The sequence below is a fragment of the Ruegeria sp. AB9 genome (assembly GCF_056542585.1).
The window spans coordinates 1-21061 of sequence record NZ_JBQGAA010000001.1 but is presented as its reverse complement, the minus strand read 5'-3'; the positions used below and the strand labels follow the sequence as shown (position 1 = coordinate 21061).

Here is a 21061-nt window from a genome sequence, read left to right as displayed (position 1 = left end):
CGTAGGAGGATGAAATGACACCTGATGAAGAGATCCGCGCGCTTTTAAGCAATATCAGTTCTAAGGCAAAAGAGTGGTCGCACAGCCGATACATGTCAGCACTGATCGACACTGCGACAGAGTTGCAGGGCCAGGAATTGCGTGAGTTCATCGAGTTCCTTGTGCAACTGTCCTTTGACGAAGCGGTCGGGCGTTTCCCTCAGTAGGGGAATGCCAGCTGAAGTGTGAGGAAACTCCGGCGCGCAATGAAAAAACCCCGTCAGGGCGGGGTTAAATCGACAGCCTTAAAGCTAATCCTAAATCTTTTCGATGATGACTTGGATAACGCCAGAAATCACGACAAAAGCGCCAAGAACCCAGATGAGGCGGGTTGTCATCCAGTCCTTTGTTGGCATGTCCTCAAGCTTACCCTTTATGTAAGCCATATCGGTTTCGAGCTGTCTTACACGCGGTTCCATATCTTCATATGTGCCATCTCCGCCACCACCTTTCAAGGATGGGTCTACATGAGGGAGGTCGACGACATTTTGAGAAATCGGACGTGGGAGTGTTTTGCTCACTGTTTTTCTCCTCCCTTGTCGGCACCTTCGTCAGTTTTTTCCAAATCGAAGGATAGCGCGTTGGCCAGCACCTGGTTAAGGAATGTTGCTACCGCTTCGGTCGAAATGTCTGGCTTTGGATAAAGCGAAGGATGAGCTTTGTGGAGCATGAAGCCGATCACAGAGACAGTGGTAGCGTCTTGTTTTGCCAAAACTTCTATCCACTGAGAAACAGGCTCGATACTCTTTTCAACATCGGAAAGGGTTTCAGAAATAGCCGCAATCCGTTGTGATTGTTCCAGACTCCTCTTCACCGCCCCTTCAAGTCTGGTCAAAAGTCCTTCGATCCTCTCCAGATTTCTTACCCTTTCTTCCAGGGCTTCAATCCTTGACCGAAGGTCATCATCGCCTTTGCTTGCCACAGTTTCTGAGGTGACATCTTCTAAATCGGACATAAAAAATCCCAGCGTCAAACACCTGAATAGTACGTAGCGTACGTAGATTCGGCAATCTTGGTAAAATCTCCAAAATCTCACTCTGACACTGACTTTGAACAAACAAAAGTTACAATATGAATGTGTTTATTGGTCGAAGCAGGGTGAGGGGATGCCGTTGTGCTGGGTTTTGTTACACCAGATCGCGATATTTTGGAGTTCATGCAGCGGTATGAGTATGCAACCAGGCTTTTGGGGATCACGCGTGTCAGCCGGGCAATTTTCCGCGAGCTTTACCTGCGGGATGAATGCCTGACGGTCTCCGAACTCGCGCGGCAGGTCGGAGCGTCCAGGGAAACAGTTGCGAAAGTCATCCGGCGGAACGCGAAAGAGGGTTATGTCAGTGGAGGCTGCCGAAAATGGAGTATTTCAGATGTGGGTTCTGATATGCTAATTCAGGTACATAGCGAAACGGTCCAGATATCTTGCGGATACCAGACCGGCTTTTCGACTGAGTTGATTCGCACGTTTCGAGATCTGGGGCTGCCTAAGATTGTTCCGGAATCATCAACAATCTGTTTCGAAAAAAAACTATCCATTTTTCGGTGATTTAGGGGTGTCGATTTTCGACACCCCTACTGTTGACGCTTCACATTCCAAAATCCTACTATCAAAAAGACACGTTATTTCAGTGTTTTATCTTCGATGAATAGAGATGAAAGGCACGGACACTTCCCGAGCGGGGAGGAGGTGGAGTGACCTGATTATGAAGGATTGCGGAAGTGAGTGATTTAGATGGGGCAGCGAGTAGTGTGGATGAGGAATTCTTTGAGCTGGTTGACAAGCTTCCCCGTGAAGCCTGGCCACATTTGTTGGACGATCTTAGGTCTATGCTTTTTGATCCAGAAGGCCCTTCAAACTCATTAACGCGAACTTCTTCTTTTCTTCGCTCAGTTGGTAGTAGATAGAGCGAAGTTCTTCGTAGTCATCAGTTTCTTCGACTGAAATCCCTAACGCTTGAGCTATCTTTGTGGCGTTCTCCGCACTAGTCGTCGCACCATCCCTTTTCAAGAATTTGTCCAAGGCATGATAAGAGACGCCGGATCTGCGGTGCAGCTCCATTTTCTTGATTTTTTGCTCTTCCATTGCCTGCAACACGCGGTCGCGAAACGCTAATTCTTCCATAATTGGACAATAATCCAATGGATGACTCGGTTCCACGAGCCGATAGTCTAACGAAGTCTGTTGACGAAAATTAGACAATAGTCTACCTCATGGGGTATGGACCGTGCATCTACAATCAAAAAAATCGACGCTTATGCAACTCTGTCGGGTCTGAAACCCACGACGATCTGTCAATACGCGATTTCGAACCGGAAGTTCTACGACCGGATGCTCAAGGGCTACTTTCACGAGTTTCACGCGAAGAAAATTCTCAACTGGATTGATGACAACCCGGTCGAGGAAGAAAGCGAGGCCGTGGAATGAGCTATCGTTCGACGCTTCCGAAGTTTCCTCGCTACACGTGGTCTGGGACGTCCGGTGACAATCACGCTGATGATCGTCTTGTTTTGTTCGTCCGCGATGAGAGCGGAAAAAAGACCGGTCTTTCGCTGTCTTTCGATGACATGTGGAAGATCCAGCACAGCATTGGTCGCTTGCTCCCGCCCGGACATCTACCGCCACCGTTGAAAGATTTGATTTAGCGATGACGAACAATTTCCCAATCCTTGATACTTGTAGGAAACGCGCAATCGTTGACCGTGAATTGGTCGCTCGGCCAGTTGACATCGTTTCCGGTCAACTTCTCCACAGCTTCGATAGCAGTGTCTGCATGGCCGATGCTGTGATCGTTCCAGTAAATTTCCCAGAGGTAATTTTCAGGGACGATCATCCAAGTTCCGTACTTGGTGACGTGTCTGTAATAGTTGATCACTTGGTAATTCCTTCGATTGTGTTTGGTCGCGCAACCGAAGGTGAAGCGGAGCAGGGGTTGTGTAAACCCTTGCTCCGCCCCGGGCGGAATGTGGGAGGGTCGGCATGAACTCCCACATGCAATTTCTTTCGTACTCAAATCACTCACGAACATGCCCTGAACATGGCTTGCTCTCGGTAAGTCACCAAGGAAACGGGGTTTTTCATGGCTGACTGGCGGAAAGTCATTAACGCGCAGATGTCGGCTATGATCGACGGGCGGTTCGGTTGCCTGGATGCCGCGCTTGAGGCGATCAATGCGCGCACCGGCCAAAGTGTCAACAAAGGCACCCTGTCAAAGCGCCTGTCAGGTCAGCACGGCTGGCCGGTGGATGATGTTGTCGCGCTTGAGGACGCCTGCGGATGCCACCCGGTAACTCGGTTATTGGCGCGCCGTTTGAACCCGGATGAGCGAACAGCTCGCGGTTCGATGATCATGTATGCCGGCGCGATCAGTAAAGAAGCTGGGGAAGCTGTCAGCGCAATTCTTTCGGCTCAACAATCCAATTGCGACAAAGACGACGCCCAGGCGTTGGTCGAGATAGACGAAGCGATAGAAGCCCTTGAGCGTGCTCGTACTCGTATCGAGGCCGGATCATGACGCTACCAGCCACATGCCTCTCTCAGCGGTGCGATGGCTTCTTCAAGCCCAGTCGTTTTGAACTCGACCGTCGTCTTGGACTCGCTGTACGGCGTAAAGCGCATGAGAAGGCGGTCCGACCCGATCAGTTTCTTAATGAATGGAATAGAACTCCCTCCGCGCCAAAGGCCAAGCGCACTGTTGTCAGTGCTGGCCTCGAAATCACGATCGCCAGCCGGTTTGTCGTCAACTCTGTAGTCGATGATCCCGTATCCGCCATGACCAGACGCCAAGTGGCAATTGGTGGAGATATAGATGGACGTTGTATTCTCCATGCACCGGATCATCAGGTTTGCTTTTTGAGGGGAGCCGAAGCGGCCACATTGGGCTGGTTCATTGGATCGGATCGACACAAAGACGTCCGTTGTGTCTTCAAAATCAGATTTGTCCTTCCGCACCAACCAATCTCCTGTCGGAACGGTATTGACTTCTGTCTTTGGGGTGCGGCCAGAGGCTTTGTCGTAGCAAGTCAAGCGGTCCAGATCGTTGTCAATCGCAGCGCATTCTTCCAAGGCAAATGCCGTGCCGCAGGACATAACGGTTGCCGCGACAGCGGCAGAAATCAGCGTCTTCATAAGGTTTTCCTAGGTATGGTTTCGGCAAAATGTGCCGATCTGGTTCGAATCTGCTCCGATAAAATCAACAGAATTGCGGCCATTCAATGGCTCAATCACTGGTTGCGACATCCCGACCGTGCCGGGGAATGCACGGACACTCCCTGTTGGACAACTGCCCTGACCGCTTAGCGCGGTTGGGGCCTTTTTCTTGAAAGGTACGAACAATGCCCAAAGACACGACGAAGATCGATAACCAGTTGATCGAGGTGGACCCTAACAAGCTGCTAAAAGAACTGGAGCGTATCCACAACAAGAAGCAGTCGAGTTCCGAAGCATCGTCTGCGCTGGGTCATTTGCGCAAGACGTCTGCCGAGCAGTTGGGTTGCCACAAAGACGCGCTTTCAATGATCGAACGCATTGATGGCATGTCTGATGACAAATTGATGGATTTCATGCGGTCTTTCCAGCCGATGTACCAGGCCATGTGGTCTGCAAAGTGGTCTCAGACCATGGGTGATCTGGTCGATCAGGCGGAAGCTGAGACCAAGGGTATGGAAGGGGCAATGAGCGAATGATCGTCGCGGGTCTCGACATTGCCACGCAAACCGGAGTCTGCCTTGGGAAACTGGGGCAGAAACCGGAATTCTGGACCGAGGATCTTGGCCGCGGGCTCCCACATGAGGAGCGCGGCGCCAAGCTGCTCAAGTTGGCCTATCGTTTGATCGAAACCCACGGCGTTCAAGCCATTGGTATCGAAGCGCCGGTTCAGGCGAAGCACCACCGGAAGTCCCAAAACGAACTTCTTATGGGATTGATTTTCAACGTTCGTAGTTGGGCGGCGCTCAAGAAAATCCCATGCAAGACGCATGAGGTTTCTCACATCGATGTCACCTTCCTCGGGTGTGCTCAGCGTTCGGGCAGGGATGCCCGAAAAGCTGCCATTTGGAACATGTGTCGCGCACGTGGGTGGAATCCGAAGACCCAAGACGAAGCCGACGCGGGGTCCGTATGGGAGACCATGTGCGTCCACATGAGCCCCAGCTATGCAGCCCAGAGCGGGTCTTTGTTATCTCGGAGGACTGGATGAAAGACCTGTCACCAGAAGATCGCGCCCTGATCGATAACGCCATAGCCGAGGGGAAGCTTCAGAAGATCCCCGAAGGCGTCTCTGGCCAAAACCATGAAATGAAGTGGGACGGCGAGAAAAACCGTGTGGTGTACGTCGACCAGGACGCCGCCAAAGCGAGGGCTGGCAGGTCAACGACACAATTCTACAGCAAAAACCGGGGCAAGGCCCCCGATCCGAAGGTTGCCGCGCGTCGTGAACGGGTGGCCCGCGCCGTTACGGAGGGTAAATCGGCGGGTGAAGTCGCACAGATGGAGTCCGTTCCAAAATCCACGATCTATAACGATGTCAGTATCCTCGGTGTTAAGATCAGCCGCAAGCGCAAGCCTCGATCAGGCGGGGATACCGCGGCAATTGCGAAGGCTGAGCGCGCGGCAAAGAAAGCCAAGAAAGTCAAAGACCGCCGCCGGTTTAAGACTGCTCCGGTTCCGATGGGGCAACCATCGATCATCCTCCCGGCCTCGGTTGAAGGAACTCGGTTCCCAAATCGGGTTTTCACACCTGATGGTGAAGAGTTGGTACTGAAAGATGGGGCCAATAACTCCAAGATCGGCGGGGACGTTTTGGTTGGCCGTCTTAAAGGGGCCTACATCGCGACGCTGACGCTGGAAGAGCGCGCGACCTGTCCCCGTAGTTGCCGACATTGGCAATCTTGCTACGGCAATTCCATGGATCACGCTCGGCGTTGGACCGCTGGTCCAGAGTTGGAAAGCCAATTGCGCGAAGAGGTCGCAATCGCCTGTGAAAAGAACGACCACGTTCTGATCCGCTTACATGTTCTCGGTGACTTTTACAGCTTCGAATATGTGTGCCTCTGGGCTGAGCTGTTGGATACCCACGAGAACCTGACAGTGTTTGGTTTCACAGCGCGTCAACCTGGCACTGAGATTGGCGACGCCATCGAAAAACTACGGGATGTCTACCCTGACCGATTCATGATCCGCACGAGCGGCACAAGCGGCCTCTGGGGCTCCTTCACGGTCGATTTCCCAACTGCAGCCAAAACCATCGGAGACGCCCTGGTTTGCCCTGAACAGCGGTATTCCATGCTGGCAAGCAATGACGAGAAAGCCAGGTTCCGGGGAAAAACCCGAGGATCAATCCATTGCGGCAATTGCGGAGCGTGTTGGGCCACTGACCGGCCCATAGCGTTTGTGGTGCACTGATGGCTGTCTTCACCGATTTCAACCAGATCCCCTTGTTCCGATATGGCCTGATCATGGCTGATCCGCCCTGGAGTTTTGAGAATTGGTCTGTTGGTGGAAATGAAAAGAACGCCAAATCTCAATATGAATGCTGGGATCAAGAACGGATCAAGAAACTACCGGTAGGCCACCTCGCCGCGAATAACTGCGTGCTGTGGTTATGGGCTACCAACCCAATGTTGCCCGAAGCGATCGAAGTTCTAAAAGCTTGGGGGTTTGCGTATAAAACCGCCGGCCATTGGTCGAAGAAAACCGCTAGTGGGCGACAGGTGTTTGGAACGGGTTATGTTCTTCGAAGCGCGGGTGAGCCGTTCCTGATTGGAACGATCGGGCGACCCCAAACCTCAAACTCTGTCAGGTCTTTGATTGAAGGCGTTGCGCGCGAACACTCCCGCAAACCAGAGGAAGCGTTTCAGGCGGCAGAAAAGCTATGTGGTGACGTTCAACGGCTTGAACTGTTCAGTAGGCAGGAGCGTCCCGGGTGGGATGTTTTCGGCAACGAGGTCGGTAAATTCGGCGAGGTGGCAGCATGAGCCGAGCCGTTGTTACCATGTGCCCCTGCGGGACCAAATACCGCCACGAAAAGACGACGTGGACGAATGAATACCCGCTGTCTGAACTGGACGGCTGGATCGCCTTCTACCGCAAGCTTTCCAAGAAAAGACCCCAAAACTACAGCGCGGATCTAAAGGCTCTGACGCTGTTCAAAGCCCTTGAGGTGAGCAAATGAGCAAACAGCTATCTACTTCCGAAGGCATGGCCATCCTGAAAGAGATGGGCCCGAAAATCTCGCACGTTGAGTTTCGAATTCTCTGTCTGCTTACCGGATATCCTGAAGATCAAGAATTTCGTGGTCCAATGGGCGTCATTCAGTCCGACGGTCGGCTTACTCAGCGTGACACATCTGAGGCCATATTTTCCCTTCGTCTCAAGGGAGTGAATTTCTTCGTCGATGACAAAGAACTCGTTTGGAGGGTGTATCATTGAGCCGCCATTCTTTTGATCCACAGGTTGCAGAACGGGTCGGGCTCAACGCTGCGGTCATCTTCCAAAACCTGAAATGGTGGTGTGAAAAAAACGCTGCCAACAAAAAAAACATGCACGACAATAAGGCTTGGACTTTCAACAGCTTGAGTGCGTTTCAGGACCTTTTCCCATACCTCTCGCCGAAGCAAATAAGATCGGCTTTGGACAGGCTCGAAGAAGAAGGGCTAGTTGAGGTTGGAAACTTCAACAAAGACGCTCGCGACCGGACAAAATGGTATGCCGTAGCGGGCGATTGCATTTGCCCTACAGGGCAGACCGATTTGCCCTCAGGGGCAGACACATTTGCCCTAGAGGGCCGACCATTACCAGATAGTAAACCAGTTATAAACACAGTTGGTAAACATCCCCCCAACCCCCCAGAGGGGGCTGGTCAGTTTAATTTTGGTGATGATCCGAATGTTGTTCGAATGCCTCCAAAGCGCGAACAAGAAAAGCTCTTGGAGGAAGAGTTCGATCAGGTTTGGGAATACTACCCGCGCAAAGTGAGTCGAAAGGATGCGCTCATAGCTTGGAAAAAAGCGCGGAAAAAGCTCGAATTTGATGAAATTGCAAAGCCGCTAGGGATGTTCATTCGCTGCGTGAAAGGCACCCCCAAGGACAAAATTCCACACTTTGCAACTTGGCTAAACAAAGAGCGCTGGACCGATGACCAGACCCATGCCCGCAACGCTGCGATGACCTCGGACCAGCGCCTGGACGGCCTCATGCAGGGCGGCGGCGCGCCGCAAGTCACTTCTGACGATCGGCTGAACAACCTGTTTCCGCAGGGAAGCCATTCCTTCCTTGAGCACCAGAAAGGGGGCAACTGATGGCCTTGAAGTGCGAAGACCGCGAAGCCCGGATTTTCCAATTTCTGTACAACGACGTCGATGGAATGCTGAGACAATACGAAGTCCCATCGCACCTTTCGGATGTTCGGATCCGAGATGAGATCAACTTGATGGTCGGGGACGTCAATCGGGAAATCCCGTCATCGATCGGAGATGCTTCGTTCAACATATTGTTGACGCGCATTGGCCAGCAGGTCCGTCGCCGGCATGGGGCTCGTGGTTGGCCATCCATCAAGATTTTACTCACTGCGACGGGCGCGGCGCTCGAACAAATTGATCTCGATGATGAGGATATCATTACCAAACCTCGAACGCCCCACGAGATCAACGCTGCACGCATTAAATCGGGTGAGGCAGTACCGGAGTTTTGGATTTACGGTCAAAACGCCGCCGAATTGGTTCATCGCGGTTTGATCGATGATGTCGATCTGAACCGTTACCGGGTTGGTCTTTTTGAGACCGAAAAACGGCAATACGACGAAGTTTACGCCCTTAATCAACGAGCCCGTCGGGAGCGAATCCACGAGGATGCAGTTCGTCGCCTCAGTGGACAGGATGACCTGATCGACGGCAACAAGGCTAAGTCAGCCTCCGCCGGTTTTGACTTCGAAGAAAAGAAGGCGAGCTGATGCGCGGACACCCCCGGATAAGCTCGATTTACGGCATGGCGAACGCTGAACCGCCAACCGGGGCGGAAGCGGATCGACGCAATCACGAGGCTTACAGGCAGGCATGGCAAAGGCTCGGCCTCATCGTGATCGATCCGGATACGGTTCTGGATGATTGGACGCGTCAGGCGCTCGTTAACGAGGCGACGAAGCAGTATGGGGAGCGGCGGCGGTGACAAAAAAGCCGGATAAGCGAGAAGCTGCGTTTATGCGGCGAATGACGGCAGGTGGTGCCCGTCGGTCATTCGTGCCCGGACAGGTTCTTTACGAGCGAAAACCCGGTGGATCGAAAGACAAGGAAGAGCGTCTGACATGGTTGGACCACTCAAACGACGCCCGGTTCATCATGTCTGCCCGGCTGACGATTGATGATGAATTGCGCGCGGTCGGAAACCTCTATGGCGGTAGCGTGCAGCTGGCGGAAATGGGTCACGGCAACACGTTCGCGCAGGAGTCCGTCGACGGCGGCAAGCATGGGGCAGGGGGTGGCGTTACCCCGGCCATGATCGAGGCCCGCCAGATCGCGGACATCGCGCAGCGGTGCATGAAGGCCCTTCCGGTCATCCGCCACCGGGTCAACAGCCGCAAATACCGGACGGGCGCACATAATAACATCACGGCACAGAGCCTGGTTGATCCGATTTGTGTGCATGGCTTCGACCTAACAGAGGTGGCCATGCGCTTCGGTTGGTGGGTCGAAAACAAGGACACCAAATTGCGCCGTGTCCCCAAGCAGCAATCCCAGAAACTCAAGGCCGCGCTGGTCGATGCCCTGGAGGCAATCGACAGCGCATTTCAGGAGTACGGAATAGATGCCCAAAGGATAGGCATCGTGAAAGTGAGGTGAAAGATGGAACAAGGTAAATTTTGGTTTGTGTGGAACCCTAACGGTCGCAATCCTCGTCACATGCACGAGTCACGCGAAAGCGCTGACGCAGAGGCCCGCCGCCTCGCAGAGGAAAACCCCGGCCAACAGTTCATTGTCTTGAAATCGGTTGGTGGTTTCGAGGCTCCAAAGCCATCAGCCCAGCCCATCGATATGAATCAATTCACCTACGATAACATACCATTTTGAGGTGCAGATATGCTTAGTCCTCAAGTCATAGCGTCACAGGAAAACGAAGCAGCGAAACAGGCTTGGCAGGTTGATGGTAGCACCCGCTACCCAGCCAAACTACCACGCAGACCACGGCCGCCTCAGGATAAGAGACCCGATCCAGAGATGATCGAAAACGACCATTCAATGTCTGCGTTCGATGAAGCCCTCGAACACGTCAATTGGTGTCGAATGCGAGGAATGTCGCCTCAAGATGTGGCAGAGAGCATAGGATCCACTCCCCCGCCGGTCACTTGGGGTGGAGCGATAGCAGTCTTGGAACTTTACATCGTTCAGATGAGGAAGGAATTGAACAGTCCACCGCGATAATCTTCGTGATCTTCAAAAAATCCTTGCAAAGGAGTCCTCAGGATTCTACATAGGGTTTAATCAGAAGATGCGCCCTACTAGATGTAGCGGCGCTTTTTTCTTTCTGGGAGGCAATCATGCATTTCGCTAGGGAAAGCCTGGCATTCATTCAAATGGAAGCTGACGTTTTAGCAATGGTCTGCTGACTCACAGCCGGAGTCGAGAAGTCAGCCGCCTTGAGAGGGGGCGTTCCGGTGCCCTCTCACAAAACCGCTCTTTGGTGTGTGTGCTCCGTTGCAACCGTCCATTGCGTGCGATGGCGGAAGCTACCCGGAAGGATGCTTATCAGCACACACTCCTGAGCGCGGCGGCGTGGAAAGCAGACACGCACGAAACAGCAGAGACGGATACGATAACCTGCACGCTGAGAAGGACGGATTCCCTCGGTGGTGAAAAGGGCGTCCTCGGAAGGCCGTCTAGCCGGATTAGCGACCGGCCCGCGCTCAATTAACACACGGTAGCCAGTGTAGGTAGAACCTAGGCGGCTGGCATAATGGAATGCATGTTTGACCGCCGTGTTTAACCTATCCAAAGCCAATATCCTCCGGGACAATCCCCCCTCGGGCTTACCAGCACTTGGCTTTGGGCAGAGACGGGTACACCAGTGGCAGCAGGTGCGCCCGTCTCACCACTTCGATCTGAAAAGAAGTGGTCAGTAGTGAACTGGTTTAGTCGATCGCGTTGCACCAGAAATAACGCTGTGGGTATTTTGACTGTTCATATCGCTTGGCAACAGCGCAGTCATCGTATCTTCCATAGACAGCGTGGATTCTTTCATCGTGGTCGCCAGACCTGTTCGCAGATTTCAGTTGATATTGAGCCGCGTATGCCTGGCTTGCAGTGACAGTGAGTGCCAGGCAAAACAGCCCGACTAATCTTTTCCGTGTATTCATCATTCTTCGTCCTAGTGCTTATCAATTTGGTCGATTGAGCCCCCACAACCGACTTATTTCACCCGATGCCTTAGGCCGCATGTGCAATTTGGCACATGCGTTCTTTTTGTCACTTGAACCACGGGAGAACCGAAAAACCATGGCACCCCGTAAGAAAACCACTGCAAAGAACAAAGGTGGCCGCCCAAGGTCGATATCGAATTGGCACAGCTTAAGTTGATTGTGTAATCCAGTGCACTGCCGAGGTAGGCGCCCGGGTTCTTGGGGGTTCGTCCGACAGCATCGACCGCCGTCTGAAAGAGGAAACGGGGCATAGTTTTGTAATGAAGCCACGGCGATGAATCCAATTGATCCAGACCCCGCGTCGACTGAGAACGGCTTTCGGCAATGAGCAGAGCAAATGCCCGGATGGCATAGAACCAGCCGACATGAACGCGGATACGGGTACCAGTGGACTAAGTTGCGCGCCTCGATCCTTCGACGTGACGGATACTTATGCCAGCCGTGCTGGAAGCTGGGTAGAGCTACGCCTGCAACAGAAGTCGATCATATTACTTCTAAGTCTCAAGACGGGACGGATGATCCTGAAAACCTTCAAGCAATTTGCCGCGACTGTCATTCTGAGAAAACAAAAACGGAAAGCAAAAGCAGAGAGATTGTTGGGATTGACGGGTGGCCTCTGAAATGAATGCGATCAAATGGAAATGACATGCAATGTATATACGCCTTCCCGGAAAGGGGGGGTATTCGGTTTTCTCCATGTACCAACCTGGGGACCGGCGCGGGGAGGAAAACGTGCATATCCACAAAATGAAAAGGTTTTTTGATGGGCGGTAGACCAAGGCAGCCGCAGGCCGTGGCGAAAATCACAGGGGCGGTTGCTAAGAATGCCGGGCGCTTCAAGGATCGATCCGATCCGAAAGTTGCTCCGATAGGAGCTGCACCGCCTTATCTAGACCGGGAAGAGAAAAAGGCTTGGAAACAGTTTGTAACTGAAATGCCCTGGCTCGGCGCATCAGATCGCGTGATTCTTGAGATGGCCTGCCGCATTCGGGCCAAGATGAAGGAAGGATCGCTGTCGCTGACCGCCATGACCGAGATGCGACAAATTCTTAATGCAATGGGCGCCACACCTGCAGCGCGCAGCAAGGTTATGGTGCCTGCTCAAAGTGATGACGACGATGACCCGGCAGGCGAATTCCTCAATTGACGAGGTAACGGCCTATGCAAGGGCCGTTGAGGCGGGGGAGATTGTAGCGGGTCCGCACGTCCGGGACGCCTGTAAGCGTCACATGGATGACCTGCACACCGCGGGGGATCGGGGGTTCTATTTTGACGCGGATGCGGCCGAGCGGTTCTTCCGATTCTGCCGCACGGTGCTCCGTCTCAGTGAGGGGCAATTCGAAGGAATCCCATTCGAGCTTCACGTGTCGCAGAAATTTATTTGTGGTTCGTTGTTCGGGTGGAAACGCAAAAAAGACGGCAAGCGCCGATTCCGTAGGGCGTACATCGAACAAGGAAAAGGAAACGGCAAGTCCCCCATGGTTGGGGCGATCGGGCTATATGGCTTGGTTGCTGATGGCGAAGCAGGTGCCCAAGTTTACAGCGCTGGCGCGGACAAAACGCAAGCAGCTATTTTGTTTGCGGATGCCGTCAAAATGGTAAATCAATCGCCATCTCTGGACTCAAATATTCGCCGAAGCGGCGGGCCGGGCAGAGAATACAACCTAGCTCACTTGAAGAGCGGGTCATTTTTCAGGCCTGTATCGCGAGAGACGAAAAAGACAGGTTCGGGACCGCGACCCCACTTTGCGCTTTGCGACGAAATTCACGAACACCCTGACGGCGGCGTGATTGAGACTCTTGAACGTGGTTTCAAGTTCCGGGAACAACCACTGCTGGTGATGATCACTAATAGCGGGTCAAATCGGCAAAGCATCTGCTGGCAGGAACGCCAACACGCTGTCGCTGTCGCGGCACAACAGGTTGAGGACGATACCACCTTCGCCTATGTTTGTGCGCTGGACGAAGGTGAAGACCCGTTTGAAGACCCGTCATGCTGGATCAAAGCAAACCCACTACTCGGAGTTACAATAACTGAGGACTATCTTGGAATTCAGGTAAAGCAGGCGCGGGATATTGCGGCGAAGGCTAACGGTATCAGGCGGCTGCATTTCTGTGAATGGACTGACGCTGAAAGCGCTTGGATTAGCCGGGCTGCGTGGGAAGCGATTGAGGATCACACTCTCAACATCGAAGACTTCAAGGATAAGAGAGCTTTTGCCGGATTGGACTTGTCGGCGAAAGCCGACCTTACGGCGAAGGCCCTGGTTTTCGAAGATGGTTTCACAGATGATGGGCATCCCAAATTCGCGGCATTTGTTCATGGGTATACGCCAGCGGACACAATGAAGGCGCGCGCTGAAAAAGACGGAGCGCCCTATGATTTGTGGTCGGAAGCTGGGTTCATCACGGCAACACCCGGAAAAAAGACACGATTGGATTATGTCGCCACTGACCTGATCGAAGACAGCTCGGCGTATGATTTTGAGTTTGTCGCTTACGACAATTATCTGATTGCCGATTTTGAAGCTGTAGTGGGGGATTTGGGGGCTGATCTGCCGATGCTGGATCACCCGCAGGGTTGGAATAAGCGAAAGCGAGAAGCCCCTGACGGGCAGGAAATCACGCTGTGGATGCCGGGATCGGTGGATGAACTGGAAACGCTTATTTTTGAACAGAGAATTCGGGTTCATGTGAATCCTGCTCTGAGGTCTGCGGTTTCCGGCGCGACATTCGACACTTCGCCAGCAGATTTGCGGCGGTTTACGAAACACAAGGCTGCACGACGCATTGACATGGCTGTTGCCCTCGCGATGGCAGTTGGTGCTGCAACGGCGAGAGAAACTGAAGCTGAGATTGTCTCACCATGGGATGATCCAGATTTTTCATTGGTGGGGTAATGGGGATGCTTGATTTTTTAAGATCAAAGGAAAAGCGGGGACCAACAGCCGAAACGATCTCTGTTCCGGTGAGCCAAGATAACTTCCTTGCACTATTTGGCGTCACTTCTGCTGGCTTGCCGAATGTCACGATCGATAGTGCACTGTCCGTAATGCCGGTTTGGGCCGCGGTAACATTCCTGTCGCGCACACTGGCGAGCCTGCCGCTCCATGCGTACCGAAAATCAAACGACGGACCGAAGAAGCTGACGACGGTAACGGCCAATACCGTCCACACGACGGCCAACGACTTTATGGATTCCTACAAGTTTCGCCAATACTTTTGGCAACAAGTCTTCACATGCGGCCGAGGTCTGGCGTGGATCGAGAGAAAAGAGGGTCAGGTCATAAATCTGTGGCCCTTGAACCCGGCTGATGTGCGGATTGTCCGGTCAGGGATGCAACTCGACTACCATGTGGGGGATCAGAAGTACCCGGCGGGGGATATCATTGATGTTCCATTTGCGCTCAAGGCGAACCAGATAGAACACTACGGCCCGATCAAGGTAGCCTCGAAAGCCATCCAGCTTTCTATTGCTATGAGCGATTACAGCGCCAATTTCTTCGCTGGCGGCGGTGTTCCTCCGCTCGCGCTCGTTGGCCCATTGCCAAGCGGGGCAGATGGCCTGAAGCGCGCAATGTCCGACATGATGCGCGCGATTGAAACGGCGAAACAGTCGCAGAAGCCGGTGTTCCCGATCCCACCGGGGCACGAAATCAAGCAGGTAGGTTTCGATCCGGCAAAAGGTCAAATGGTCGAAGCCAAGCGGTTGCAAACCGAGGAAATTGCTCGTGCGTACCAATTGCCGCCAGTGTTCCTGCAGGATCTTTCACGGGCGACATTCTCAAATGCCGAGCAGCAAGACCTTCATCTCGTGAAGCACCTGATAGGCCAATGGGCTAAGGCTCTCGAAGGAGAGATGAGCCTCAAAATCTACGGCAGAACCCGCCGCCGATATGTCGAACACAACCTCGATGGTCTGCTGCGTGGAGATCTGAAGAGCAGAATGGAGGCTTTGGCACAGGCAGTGATGACCGGTCAGATAACACCAAATGAAAGCCGCGAACTGTCAAATCGGCCTGCGCACGAAAACCCGAACGCAGATGATCTCTTCATGCAGGGGGCAACTGTGCCGTTGGGTGCATCAACTGAAGGGCAGAATGCAGGAGACGAAAATGCCTGATGAAAAAGCAGAAGTCCGCTCCGTCGTTCTACCGGTAGAGCAGCGCGCGGACGATGATGGAAAGATGACCGTTGCGGGGTACGCAGCGGTCTTTGGTGAACCCTCGGATATTGGTGGGTACTTCATTGAAGAAATTGCTCAAGGAGCTTTCAAGGACACCTTGGAGGAATCTGACGCACTGGCCTACTTTGGCCACGACAGAAATCGAGTATTGGGTCGACAATCCTCGAAAACACTCCGGCTCGAAGAAGACAACAAAGGGCTGGCTGTAGAAATCGACTTGCCGGATACGACCGACGGTCGGGACGCCCGAGAACTCATTGAACGCGGTGATATTCGCGGCATGTCTTTCGGTTTTCGTGTCACCAAAGAAGAGTGGGATGAAACCGGGGACCAACCGAAGCGGACCATCATGGCAGTTGATCTATATGAGGTCAGCATTGTCAGCGAACCCGCCTATGACGGCACCAAGGTTGCTTTGCGTTCGCTGGATGAGGCGCGCAAAGAGCGTAAAAGAGAGAATTTCAATGCCGCCGCGCGTCGTCGTGCGATGAAACTTGGCATTGATACGCGGGTAATGAAATCCCGGCAAAATCAATCTTAACACCACCTTTTCAGGTGAGCACCCGGGTCTCCGGAGTAAAGCTGAGGCGATGAGCGCTGAAGCCCAAGCACAGCCGTTTTAACGGCTCTACTTGGAGAGACATTATGTCCATCAAGGAACTGCGCGAAAAGCAAGCGCGTATCACTGAAGAAGCTCGCGAGCGCCTCGACCAAATCAACGATGAAACCGATGAAGCCCGCGCTGCAGAGTTGGAATCTCAGCACGACGCCGCGATGGCAGAGTTTGACAGGATCGAAAAGCAGATCGAGCGTGAAGCCAAAGTCGAAGAGGCAGAGCGTCGGGTGCGTGAGGCCGAAGAAGAAGAGCGTGAGAACAAACGTCCGCTTCCCAAGCCGGGTGAAGCCCGTGGCCAGGAGGAAGAAGATGAACTTCAGTATCGCGATGTGTTTCACGACTTCCTGAAACGTGGCGGCGACATGGGCGAGATGAGCGGTGAAGAGCGGGCTCTGCTGCGCCAGGGTACGGTTGCGGTTGAAACCCGGGCTCAGACGGCAGGAACAACCACTGCTGGCGGCTTCCTGGTTCCGACCGAGCTGGCTGACATGATCGTCAAATCCATGGCTATGTGGGGCCCAATGTACGACACTGGTATCACCACGACCTTCGACACTTCTTCGGGAAATCCGATCAAGATCCCAACAGTCGATGATACGGCGGTGACTGCGGAAGCACACACCGAAGGTCAGGCTCTGACAGATGATGGCGGCAAGGACGTCACAATCGGTCAGAAGTCGTTGGATGCCTATGTGTTTGATACTGAGTTTGTGCGCTTTTCAATGGAACTGGCCCAGGACTCTGCATTCAACGTTGAAACACTCCTGGCGCAACTGCTTGGCGAGCGCCTTGGTCGGGTTGCCAACCAGCAACTTACGGTTGGATCCGGATCAGGTGCTCCTAATGGAGTTGTCACCGCCTCCACGTTGGGCAAATCTGCTGCGTCCGCGTCTGCATTGGCTGCGGATGAGATCATCGACCTTCAGCATTCTGTGGACCCGGCCTATCGGATGTCCCCGAATGTACGCTTCATGTTCAATGACACGACTCTGGCAGCTGTGCGGAAACTGAAAGATGGCGATGGGAATTACTTGTGGCAGATGGGCGATGTAACCAAGGGGGCCCCCGGCACGTTGCTGGGCCATCGCTACGAGGTGAACCAGGCAATGCCGAACATTGCAACCGGCCTCAAGCCAATGCTGTTCGGTGATTTCGGCAAGTACTTTGTGCGCCGCGTCGGTGCCCCAGCAATCGGCGTCTTGCGTGAGCGGTTCTGGCCAGATCTGGGCATCGCTGGTCTGATCCGTTTTGACGGTGAACTCGGTGACACTGCCGCGATCAAACACCTGATCATGGCCTAAAGCCAATCGGCGGGGCTTCGGTCCCGCCATTCCAAGGAGGCCAGAATGAAAATCAAGATGCTGACCGGTATGTCCGGTCCAACTGTTTCCGTCGCTCCAGGTGACGAGATCGATGTTTCCGACGATGAAGGGCAGCGCCTGGTTAAGGCTAAGTACGCAATTGTGGTGAAGCAAACGCGGCAGACCGCGACCAAGAAGCGTGTCAGCGAAACGCGAGACGCGAAATAAATGCTTCCCGAAAATTTCCTTCTGTCATTGGTTGCAGCAGCCGCGACGTCTCCGATCAGCCTGAGAGAAGTCAAGGACCAGCTTCGTATCACCGAGGATGACGACGACATTCTTTTGATCCGAACAGTCTCGTCCGCGTGTTCGATGGTCGAGCAAATGAGTGGATACGCTGTTTCTGATCAAACGTGGAGGATATCTGCGCAAAACCTGCGTGGAGAGAGATTTTATCTACCGCGGTATCCAGTTACCAGCATTGTTTCGATTGACTACTTCGATGTGAATGACGCGGCTCAGTCGCTAAACGTCGGAGACTTCACCCTGTACGACGATGGCTCCGACGCATGGTTGGAACCGTCCAGTGGCAATGCATGGCCACAAACGGCGCGCCGTCCAGACGCTTTGTCCGTTACATTCACGGTTGGTGGTGCGCTAGCCAGGCACCCCAGTCTTCGTCAAGCGATACTAATGGTTGCCGCCGAATGGTTTGAGCAGCCGACCGCAAGCACGGACGTGAAGCGCAAGGAAATTCCTTTTGGTGCCATGCACCTCATCAACCTCAATCGCCGTAGTTGGATTGGGGAGTAAACAGCAATGGACGTTAGATTGATCGAGAGCTTGGCTTTCGGTTTTCGCGACGCAGTCCCCGGTGGTTCCGTCGGAATGGAAGCACACAGACGCAGAGATCGATAATGCAATTGAATGAAATTATAGCTGCCGCGCAGGATCAGGATCGCGGCCGTGAGTTGGAACTGGTCGATCCTGTGACCGGCGAGCCTACCGGCATCAAATTGCGAGTGGCTGGACCGGACAGTTCTACCCAAAACCGCGCTAAGTTGGCCCTCGCGGACAACATGGCCATGGTCGCATACCCAGATGGTAGGGTCTCAGCCGAGAAACGGGAAAAACTGCGCATCGAATGCCTGGCCGCGTGCGTTCTGGGCTGGGAAATCGAGGAATACGGCGAGCAAATCCCATTTTCTCAAGCCAACGTGATCCGTCTGCTAACCGCTGCAACGTGGGTGCAGGCTCAGGTCGATGATTTTGCATCCAATCGCGCTGTGTTTCGAGGACCGAGTTGATCGAAACGAGATTGGCACCTCAAAACAAACCAGCAGGGCATTGCTCTGTGATTGTGCCACTTAGCAGTTCCTCAATTAGCACTGCCACTCCATCACAATTTTATGCAACGAAAGGATCGTATCATGACGATTTTCGCATCGAACGGCACAAAGCTGTTCTTCTGCACCACGGCGCAAACCTCTGAGCCTGCTGATGCCGCGGCATATCAGGCGCTGTCCTATGTGGAATGTGGTGAACTCGAAACCCTCGGTTCCCTGGGCGACACATCGAATGAAATCACATTCGCATCCTTGTCCGACAACCGGACGCGGCGTGCCAAGGGCACCCGCGATGGCGGCACGATGGAAGTTGTTTTCGGGGCTGATTATGGCGATGCCGGACAGGCCGCGCTGATCGCCGCTGAAAAAACGATCGATGATTACGCCATCAAGGTCGTTTTCAACGATGCGCCCTCCGGCGGCACGCCGTCTGAACGGTACTGCCTGGTCAAGGTCGGTTCCGCAAGCGAGGCTGTGGACAGTGCCGACAACGTGATGAAACTAAATGTTTCGCTCTGGATCGAAACGGCAATCACGCGAGTCGACGCAGCCTGATGGCGTTCCCATTTAACTGTGGTCCACGGGCGACGTGGAATGCGGTGATCATCAACGAATACCGGGGGTATACGTTTTGAAAGATGGCGGGCTGTCCAGTTTTCAGAGGCGCCTGAACGCAATCCCGAAGGAGGTTCGGAAGGCAGTCAGGCCTGCATTGCTGCAATCTGCACACGAGATGCAAGACGCTATGGAAGCACTGGTTCCCGAAGATACCGGCGATTTGCAGGGCAGTATCGAAGTGACGGGCCCGGGAGAAACCACGCCACCCTATTCGCAACCCGGCGGATCGTTCAAGGTTCCTGAAAACGCCGCCGTTGTCACCGTTGGCAACGAGGATGTTCGCTATGCGCACCTTGTAGAATACGGCACCACGAAAACCGACCCTCAACCGTTCTTCTGGCCGTCTGTCCGTCTCTTTCGCAAGCGCGCCTCAGGGCGCATCAAACGCGCCATCTCCAAGGCTGTGAGGGAGGCTGGCAAGTGACACCCGATCTCACCACTCAAAAAGCCATCCGCGCGCGCCTCGTGGCCACACAGTCCGTCACTGACCTTGTGCCTGCGGCAAACATTCTGGATCGCAATCAACGCCCAGCACCAAGCCCGTCTATCGTGCTGGGTGAATGTCAGGTGGTGGATGCTGGCACATCCATGAAGCGCAAGCACAGTCGCGTCTATCACACGGTCCATGTCTGGAAAAAGGAAGCCTCGCTTGAAGGGGTGAAGCGCATCAGCGGGGCCATCCGCAACGCTCTGCAATGGACTCGCATCGATCTTGATCCGGGCTTTCACGCGGCAGACATCAAGGTCGCGGGCACGCGATCCGTGCGCGATCCTGACGGGGAAACCTCGCACGCGATTGTAACCATCGAAATTCTAGTTGCGGAGGTGGCGTGATGCGGGCAGGAAAACTGACTAACACCATTCGTATTCAAAGATCTGCGACCGTGCCCAATGAGTTCGGCACCCCGACTGAAACGTGGTCGGATCATAAGCGGCTACGCGCTGAGATTGTCCAGCAATCCGCCGAAGAATACATCAACTCGCAAGGTGCCAATGATCGCGAAACCATCGTCTTCCGGACTCGTTATGTTCAAGACATCACGGCGGCGGATCGGGTTCAGTTCCGGGGCGCAGATTACAACATCAAGGGCCTGGTCGAAATTGGCCGACGCAACGGCCTCGAAATCAGGTGTGAGGCGTTGGACTGATGCCAGAAACTGAAGAAAGACTCGTTGTTCAGCTTGAAGCCCGCGTTGCGGATTTCGAGAAGAAAATGAAAAAGGCCGAACGCACTGGAACGCGGTCATACAAACGCCTGTCCAGGGGTTCGCGCTCAGCCACGCGCGCCATGGAAGCGGACATGATGCGATCCACGGCGAACATCAACCGGGCGCTGGCGGCCAGCACAACGAGGATTGGCGTCTTCAGCAAGGCGATGATTGGCGGGTTGGTTGGCGGAGCTATCACTGCGGCGTTTTCCAAGTTCACCGGCAACATAGCTGGAACAGTCAAAGGCATCGCCTCGATCGGAGATGAAGCCAAGCGATCCGGCCTTGGGCTTCAGAGCTTTCAGGAATGGACGTTTGTCGCCGAACAGAACCGGATCAGCGTCG

33 protein-coding genes and 1 pseudogene are annotated in these 21061 nt (G+C 53.8%); 29 read left to right on the top strand and 5 right to left on the bottom strand.

What is annotated here, in order from left to right:
* Positions 1-14 precede the first annotated feature (14 nt).
* Complete coding sequence (locus tag ACR0K5_RS00170; RefSeq protein WP_480627720.1) at positions 15-206, top strand: hypothetical protein; 192 nt, start codon at positions 15-17, stop codon at positions 204-206.
* 90 nt (positions 207-296) lie between these two features.
* Here the strand turns inward: ACR0K5_RS00170 and ACR0K5_RS00165 are convergent, their stop codons facing one another.
* Both ACR0K5_RS00165 and ACR0K5_RS00160 read right to left on the bottom strand, forming a co-directional pair.
* Positions 297-560: a hypothetical protein gene (locus tag ACR0K5_RS00165; RefSeq protein ID WP_480627719.1), complete on the bottom strand. Its 264-nt coding sequence runs from the start codon at positions 558-560 to the stop codon at positions 297-299.
* The gene (locus ACR0K5_RS00160; protein WP_480627718.1) at positions 557-994 is read right to left on the bottom strand and encodes a hypothetical protein; all 438 of its coding nucleotides are present in this window, start codon (positions 992-994) and stop codon (positions 557-559) included. The genes ACR0K5_RS00165 and ACR0K5_RS00160 overlap by 4 nt, the downstream gene beginning before the upstream one ends.
* 159 nt (positions 995-1153) lie before the next feature.
* Here ACR0K5_RS00160 and ACR0K5_RS00155 point away from each other — a divergent pair, with 159 nt between their 5' ends.
* The gene (locus ACR0K5_RS00155; RefSeq protein ID WP_480627717.1) at positions 1154-1582 is read left to right on the top strand and encodes a hypothetical protein; all 429 of its coding nucleotides are present in this window, start codon (positions 1154-1156) and stop codon (positions 1580-1582) included.
* 279 nt (positions 1583-1861) lie between these two features.
* Here the strand turns inward: ACR0K5_RS00155 and ACR0K5_RS00150 are convergent, their stop codons facing one another.
* Positions 1862-2158, bottom strand: coding sequence for a helix-turn-helix domain-containing protein (locus ACR0K5_RS00150; protein WP_480627716.1), 297 nt, complete (start codon positions 2156-2158; stop codon positions 1862-1864).
* A gap of 96 nt (positions 2159-2254) precedes the next feature.
* Between ACR0K5_RS00150 and ACR0K5_RS00145 the strand changes: the two genes are divergently transcribed.
* A complete protein-coding gene (locus ACR0K5_RS00145; RefSeq protein ID WP_480627715.1) occupies positions 2255-2461 on the top strand; it encodes a hypothetical protein in 207 nt (68 codons plus the stop codon).
* Positions 2462-2675: 214 nt separating this feature from the next.
* On the opposite strand, the gene ACR0K5_RS00140 is transcribed toward ACR0K5_RS00145, so the two are convergent.
* On the bottom strand, positions 2676-2909 hold the full coding sequence (locus ACR0K5_RS00140) for a hypothetical protein (RefSeq protein ID WP_480627714.1): 234 nt from the start codon (positions 2907-2909) through the stop codon (positions 2676-2678).
* Positions 2910-3113: 204 nt separating this feature from the next.
* Between ACR0K5_RS00140 and ACR0K5_RS00135 the strand changes: the two genes are divergently transcribed.
* Positions 3114-3548 carry a hypothetical protein gene (locus tag ACR0K5_RS00135; RefSeq protein WP_480627713.1) on the top strand — a complete coding sequence of 145 codons (435 nt, stop codon included), beginning with the start codon at positions 3114-3116 and terminating at the stop codon, positions 3546-3548.
* Positions 3549-3550: 2 nt separating this feature from the next.
* On the opposite strand, the gene ACR0K5_RS00130 is transcribed toward ACR0K5_RS00135, so the two are convergent.
* Complete coding sequence (locus ACR0K5_RS00130) at positions 3551-4162, bottom strand: type VI secretion system-associated protein TagO (protein ID WP_480627712.1); 612 nt, start codon at positions 4160-4162, stop codon at positions 3551-3553.
* A gap of 206 nt (positions 4163-4368) precedes the next feature.
* Between ACR0K5_RS00130 and ACR0K5_RS00125 the strand changes: the two genes are divergently transcribed.
* The 25 genes and pseudogenes from ACR0K5_RS00125 to ACR0K5_RS00005 form a co-directional block, all read left to right on the top strand.
* Positions 4369-4719: a hypothetical protein gene (locus ACR0K5_RS00125; protein ID WP_480627711.1), complete on the top strand. Its 351-nt coding sequence runs from the start codon at positions 4369-4371 to the stop codon at positions 4717-4719.
* Positions 4716-5231: a hypothetical protein gene (locus ACR0K5_RS00120; RefSeq protein ID WP_480627710.1), complete on the top strand. Its 516-nt coding sequence runs from the start codon at positions 4716-4718 to the stop codon at positions 5229-5231. Before ACR0K5_RS00125 ends, ACR0K5_RS00120 begins: the two co-directional genes overlap by 4 nt.
* Positions 5228-6436 carry a hypothetical protein gene (locus ACR0K5_RS00115; protein ID WP_480627709.1) on the top strand — a complete coding sequence of 403 codons (1209 nt, stop codon included), beginning with the start codon at positions 5228-5230 and terminating at the stop codon, positions 6434-6436. Before ACR0K5_RS00120 ends, ACR0K5_RS00115 begins: the two co-directional genes overlap by 4 nt.
* The gene (locus ACR0K5_RS00110) at positions 6436-7008 is read left to right on the top strand and encodes an MT-A70 family methyltransferase (RefSeq protein ID WP_480627708.1); all 573 of its coding nucleotides are present in this window, start codon (positions 6436-6438) and stop codon (positions 7006-7008) included. The genes ACR0K5_RS00115 and ACR0K5_RS00110 overlap by 1 nt, the downstream gene beginning before the upstream one ends.
* Positions 7005-7205 (top strand): hypothetical protein, encoded by a 201-nt coding sequence (locus tag ACR0K5_RS00105; protein ID WP_480627707.1) that lies wholly within the window; start codon positions 7005-7007, stop codon positions 7203-7205. The genes ACR0K5_RS00110 and ACR0K5_RS00105 overlap by 4 nt, the downstream gene beginning before the upstream one ends.
* Positions 7202-7462, top strand: coding sequence for a hypothetical protein (locus tag ACR0K5_RS00100; protein WP_480627706.1), 261 nt, complete (start codon positions 7202-7204; stop codon positions 7460-7462). The genes ACR0K5_RS00105 and ACR0K5_RS00100 overlap by 4 nt, the downstream gene beginning before the upstream one ends.
* Positions 7459-8331 carry a hypothetical protein gene (locus ACR0K5_RS00095; RefSeq protein ID WP_480627705.1) on the top strand — a complete coding sequence of 291 codons (873 nt, stop codon included), beginning with the start codon at positions 7459-7461 and terminating at the stop codon, positions 8329-8331. Before ACR0K5_RS00100 ends, ACR0K5_RS00095 begins: the two co-directional genes overlap by 4 nt.
* 5 nt (positions 8332-8336) lie before the next feature.
* Positions 8337-8981: a hypothetical protein gene (locus ACR0K5_RS00090; protein WP_480627704.1), complete on the top strand. Its 645-nt coding sequence runs from the start codon at positions 8337-8339 to the stop codon at positions 8979-8981.
* Positions 8981-9196, top strand: coding sequence for a hypothetical protein (locus ACR0K5_RS00085; RefSeq protein WP_480627703.1), 216 nt, complete (start codon positions 8981-8983; stop codon positions 9194-9196). The genes ACR0K5_RS00090 and ACR0K5_RS00085 overlap by 1 nt, the downstream gene beginning before the upstream one ends.
* The gene (locus ACR0K5_RS00080; RefSeq protein WP_480627702.1) at positions 9193-9867 is read left to right on the top strand and encodes a hypothetical protein; all 675 of its coding nucleotides are present in this window, start codon (positions 9193-9195) and stop codon (positions 9865-9867) included. Before ACR0K5_RS00085 ends, ACR0K5_RS00080 begins: the two co-directional genes overlap by 4 nt.
* Before the next feature lie 3 nt (positions 9868-9870).
* Positions 9871-10095 (top strand): hypothetical protein, encoded by a 225-nt coding sequence (locus tag ACR0K5_RS00075; protein WP_480627701.1) that lies wholly within the window; start codon positions 9871-9873, stop codon positions 10093-10095.
* A gap of 1683 nt (positions 10096-11778) precedes the next feature.
* Positions 11779-12066: an HNH endonuclease gene (locus ACR0K5_RS00070; RefSeq protein WP_480627700.1), complete on the top strand. Its 288-nt coding sequence runs from the start codon at positions 11779-11781 to the stop codon at positions 12064-12066.
* A 168-nt stretch (positions 12067-12234) separates the two neighbouring features.
* Positions 12235-12588 carry a hypothetical protein gene (locus ACR0K5_RS00065; protein WP_480627699.1) on the top strand — a complete coding sequence of 118 codons (354 nt, stop codon included), beginning with the start codon at positions 12235-12237 and terminating at the stop codon, positions 12586-12588.
* Positions 12494-14341 carry a terminase large subunit gene (locus ACR0K5_RS00060; protein WP_480627698.1) on the top strand — a complete coding sequence of 616 codons (1848 nt, stop codon included), beginning with the start codon at positions 12494-12496 and terminating at the stop codon, positions 14339-14341. Before ACR0K5_RS00065 ends, ACR0K5_RS00060 begins: the two co-directional genes overlap by 95 nt.
* A gap of 5 nt (positions 14342-14346) precedes the next feature.
* The gene (locus ACR0K5_RS00055) at positions 14347-15564 is read left to right on the top strand and encodes a phage portal protein (RefSeq protein ID WP_480627697.1); all 1218 of its coding nucleotides are present in this window, start codon (positions 14347-14349) and stop codon (positions 15562-15564) included.
* The gene (locus tag ACR0K5_RS00050; protein ID WP_480627696.1) at positions 15521-16168 is read left to right on the top strand and encodes an HK97 family phage prohead protease; all 648 of its coding nucleotides are present in this window, start codon (positions 15521-15523) and stop codon (positions 16166-16168) included. The genes ACR0K5_RS00055 and ACR0K5_RS00050 overlap by 44 nt, the downstream gene beginning before the upstream one ends.
* A gap of 104 nt (positions 16169-16272) precedes the next feature.
* Positions 16273-17544 carry a phage major capsid protein gene (locus tag ACR0K5_RS00045; RefSeq protein ID WP_480627695.1) on the top strand — a complete coding sequence of 424 codons (1272 nt, stop codon included), beginning with the start codon at positions 16273-16275 and terminating at the stop codon, positions 17542-17544.
* A 45-nt stretch (positions 17545-17589) separates the two neighbouring features.
* On the top strand, positions 17590-17772 hold the full coding sequence (locus tag ACR0K5_RS00040; protein WP_480627694.1) for a hypothetical protein: 183 nt from the start codon (positions 17590-17592) through the stop codon (positions 17770-17772).
* Positions 17773-18357: a head-tail connector protein gene (locus tag ACR0K5_RS00035; protein ID WP_480627693.1), complete on the top strand. Its 585-nt coding sequence runs from the start codon at positions 17773-17775 to the stop codon at positions 18355-18357.
* 104 nt (positions 18358-18461) lie between these two features.
* Positions 18462-18851, top strand: a complete 390-nt coding sequence (locus tag ACR0K5_RS00030) for a hypothetical protein (protein WP_480627692.1) — start codon at positions 18462-18464, stop codon at positions 18849-18851.
* A 123-nt stretch (positions 18852-18974) separates the two neighbouring features.
* Complete coding sequence (locus tag ACR0K5_RS00025; RefSeq protein WP_480627691.1) at positions 18975-19445, top strand: hypothetical protein; 471 nt, start codon at positions 18975-18977, stop codon at positions 19443-19445.
* Between the two features lie 34 nt (positions 19446-19479).
* Positions 19480-19932 carry an HK97-gp10 family putative phage morphogenesis protein gene (locus tag ACR0K5_RS00020; protein ID WP_480627690.1) on the top strand — a complete coding sequence of 151 codons (453 nt, stop codon included), beginning with the start codon at positions 19480-19482 and terminating at the stop codon, positions 19930-19932.
* Positions 19929-20342 carry a DUF3168 domain-containing protein gene (locus ACR0K5_RS00015; protein WP_480627689.1) on the top strand — a complete coding sequence of 138 codons (414 nt, stop codon included), beginning with the start codon at positions 19929-19931 and terminating at the stop codon, positions 20340-20342. The genes ACR0K5_RS00020 and ACR0K5_RS00015 overlap by 4 nt, the downstream gene beginning before the upstream one ends.
* Positions 20342-20656, top strand: coding sequence for a phage head closure protein (locus ACR0K5_RS00010; RefSeq protein WP_480627688.1), 315 nt, complete (start codon positions 20342-20344; stop codon positions 20654-20656). Before ACR0K5_RS00015 ends, ACR0K5_RS00010 begins: the two co-directional genes overlap by 1 nt.
* Positions 20656-21061, top strand: a pseudogene (locus tag ACR0K5_RS00005) (hypothetical protein); the annotation flags it as partial. The gene ACR0K5_RS00010 and the pseudogene ACR0K5_RS00005, both read left to right, overlap by 1 nt.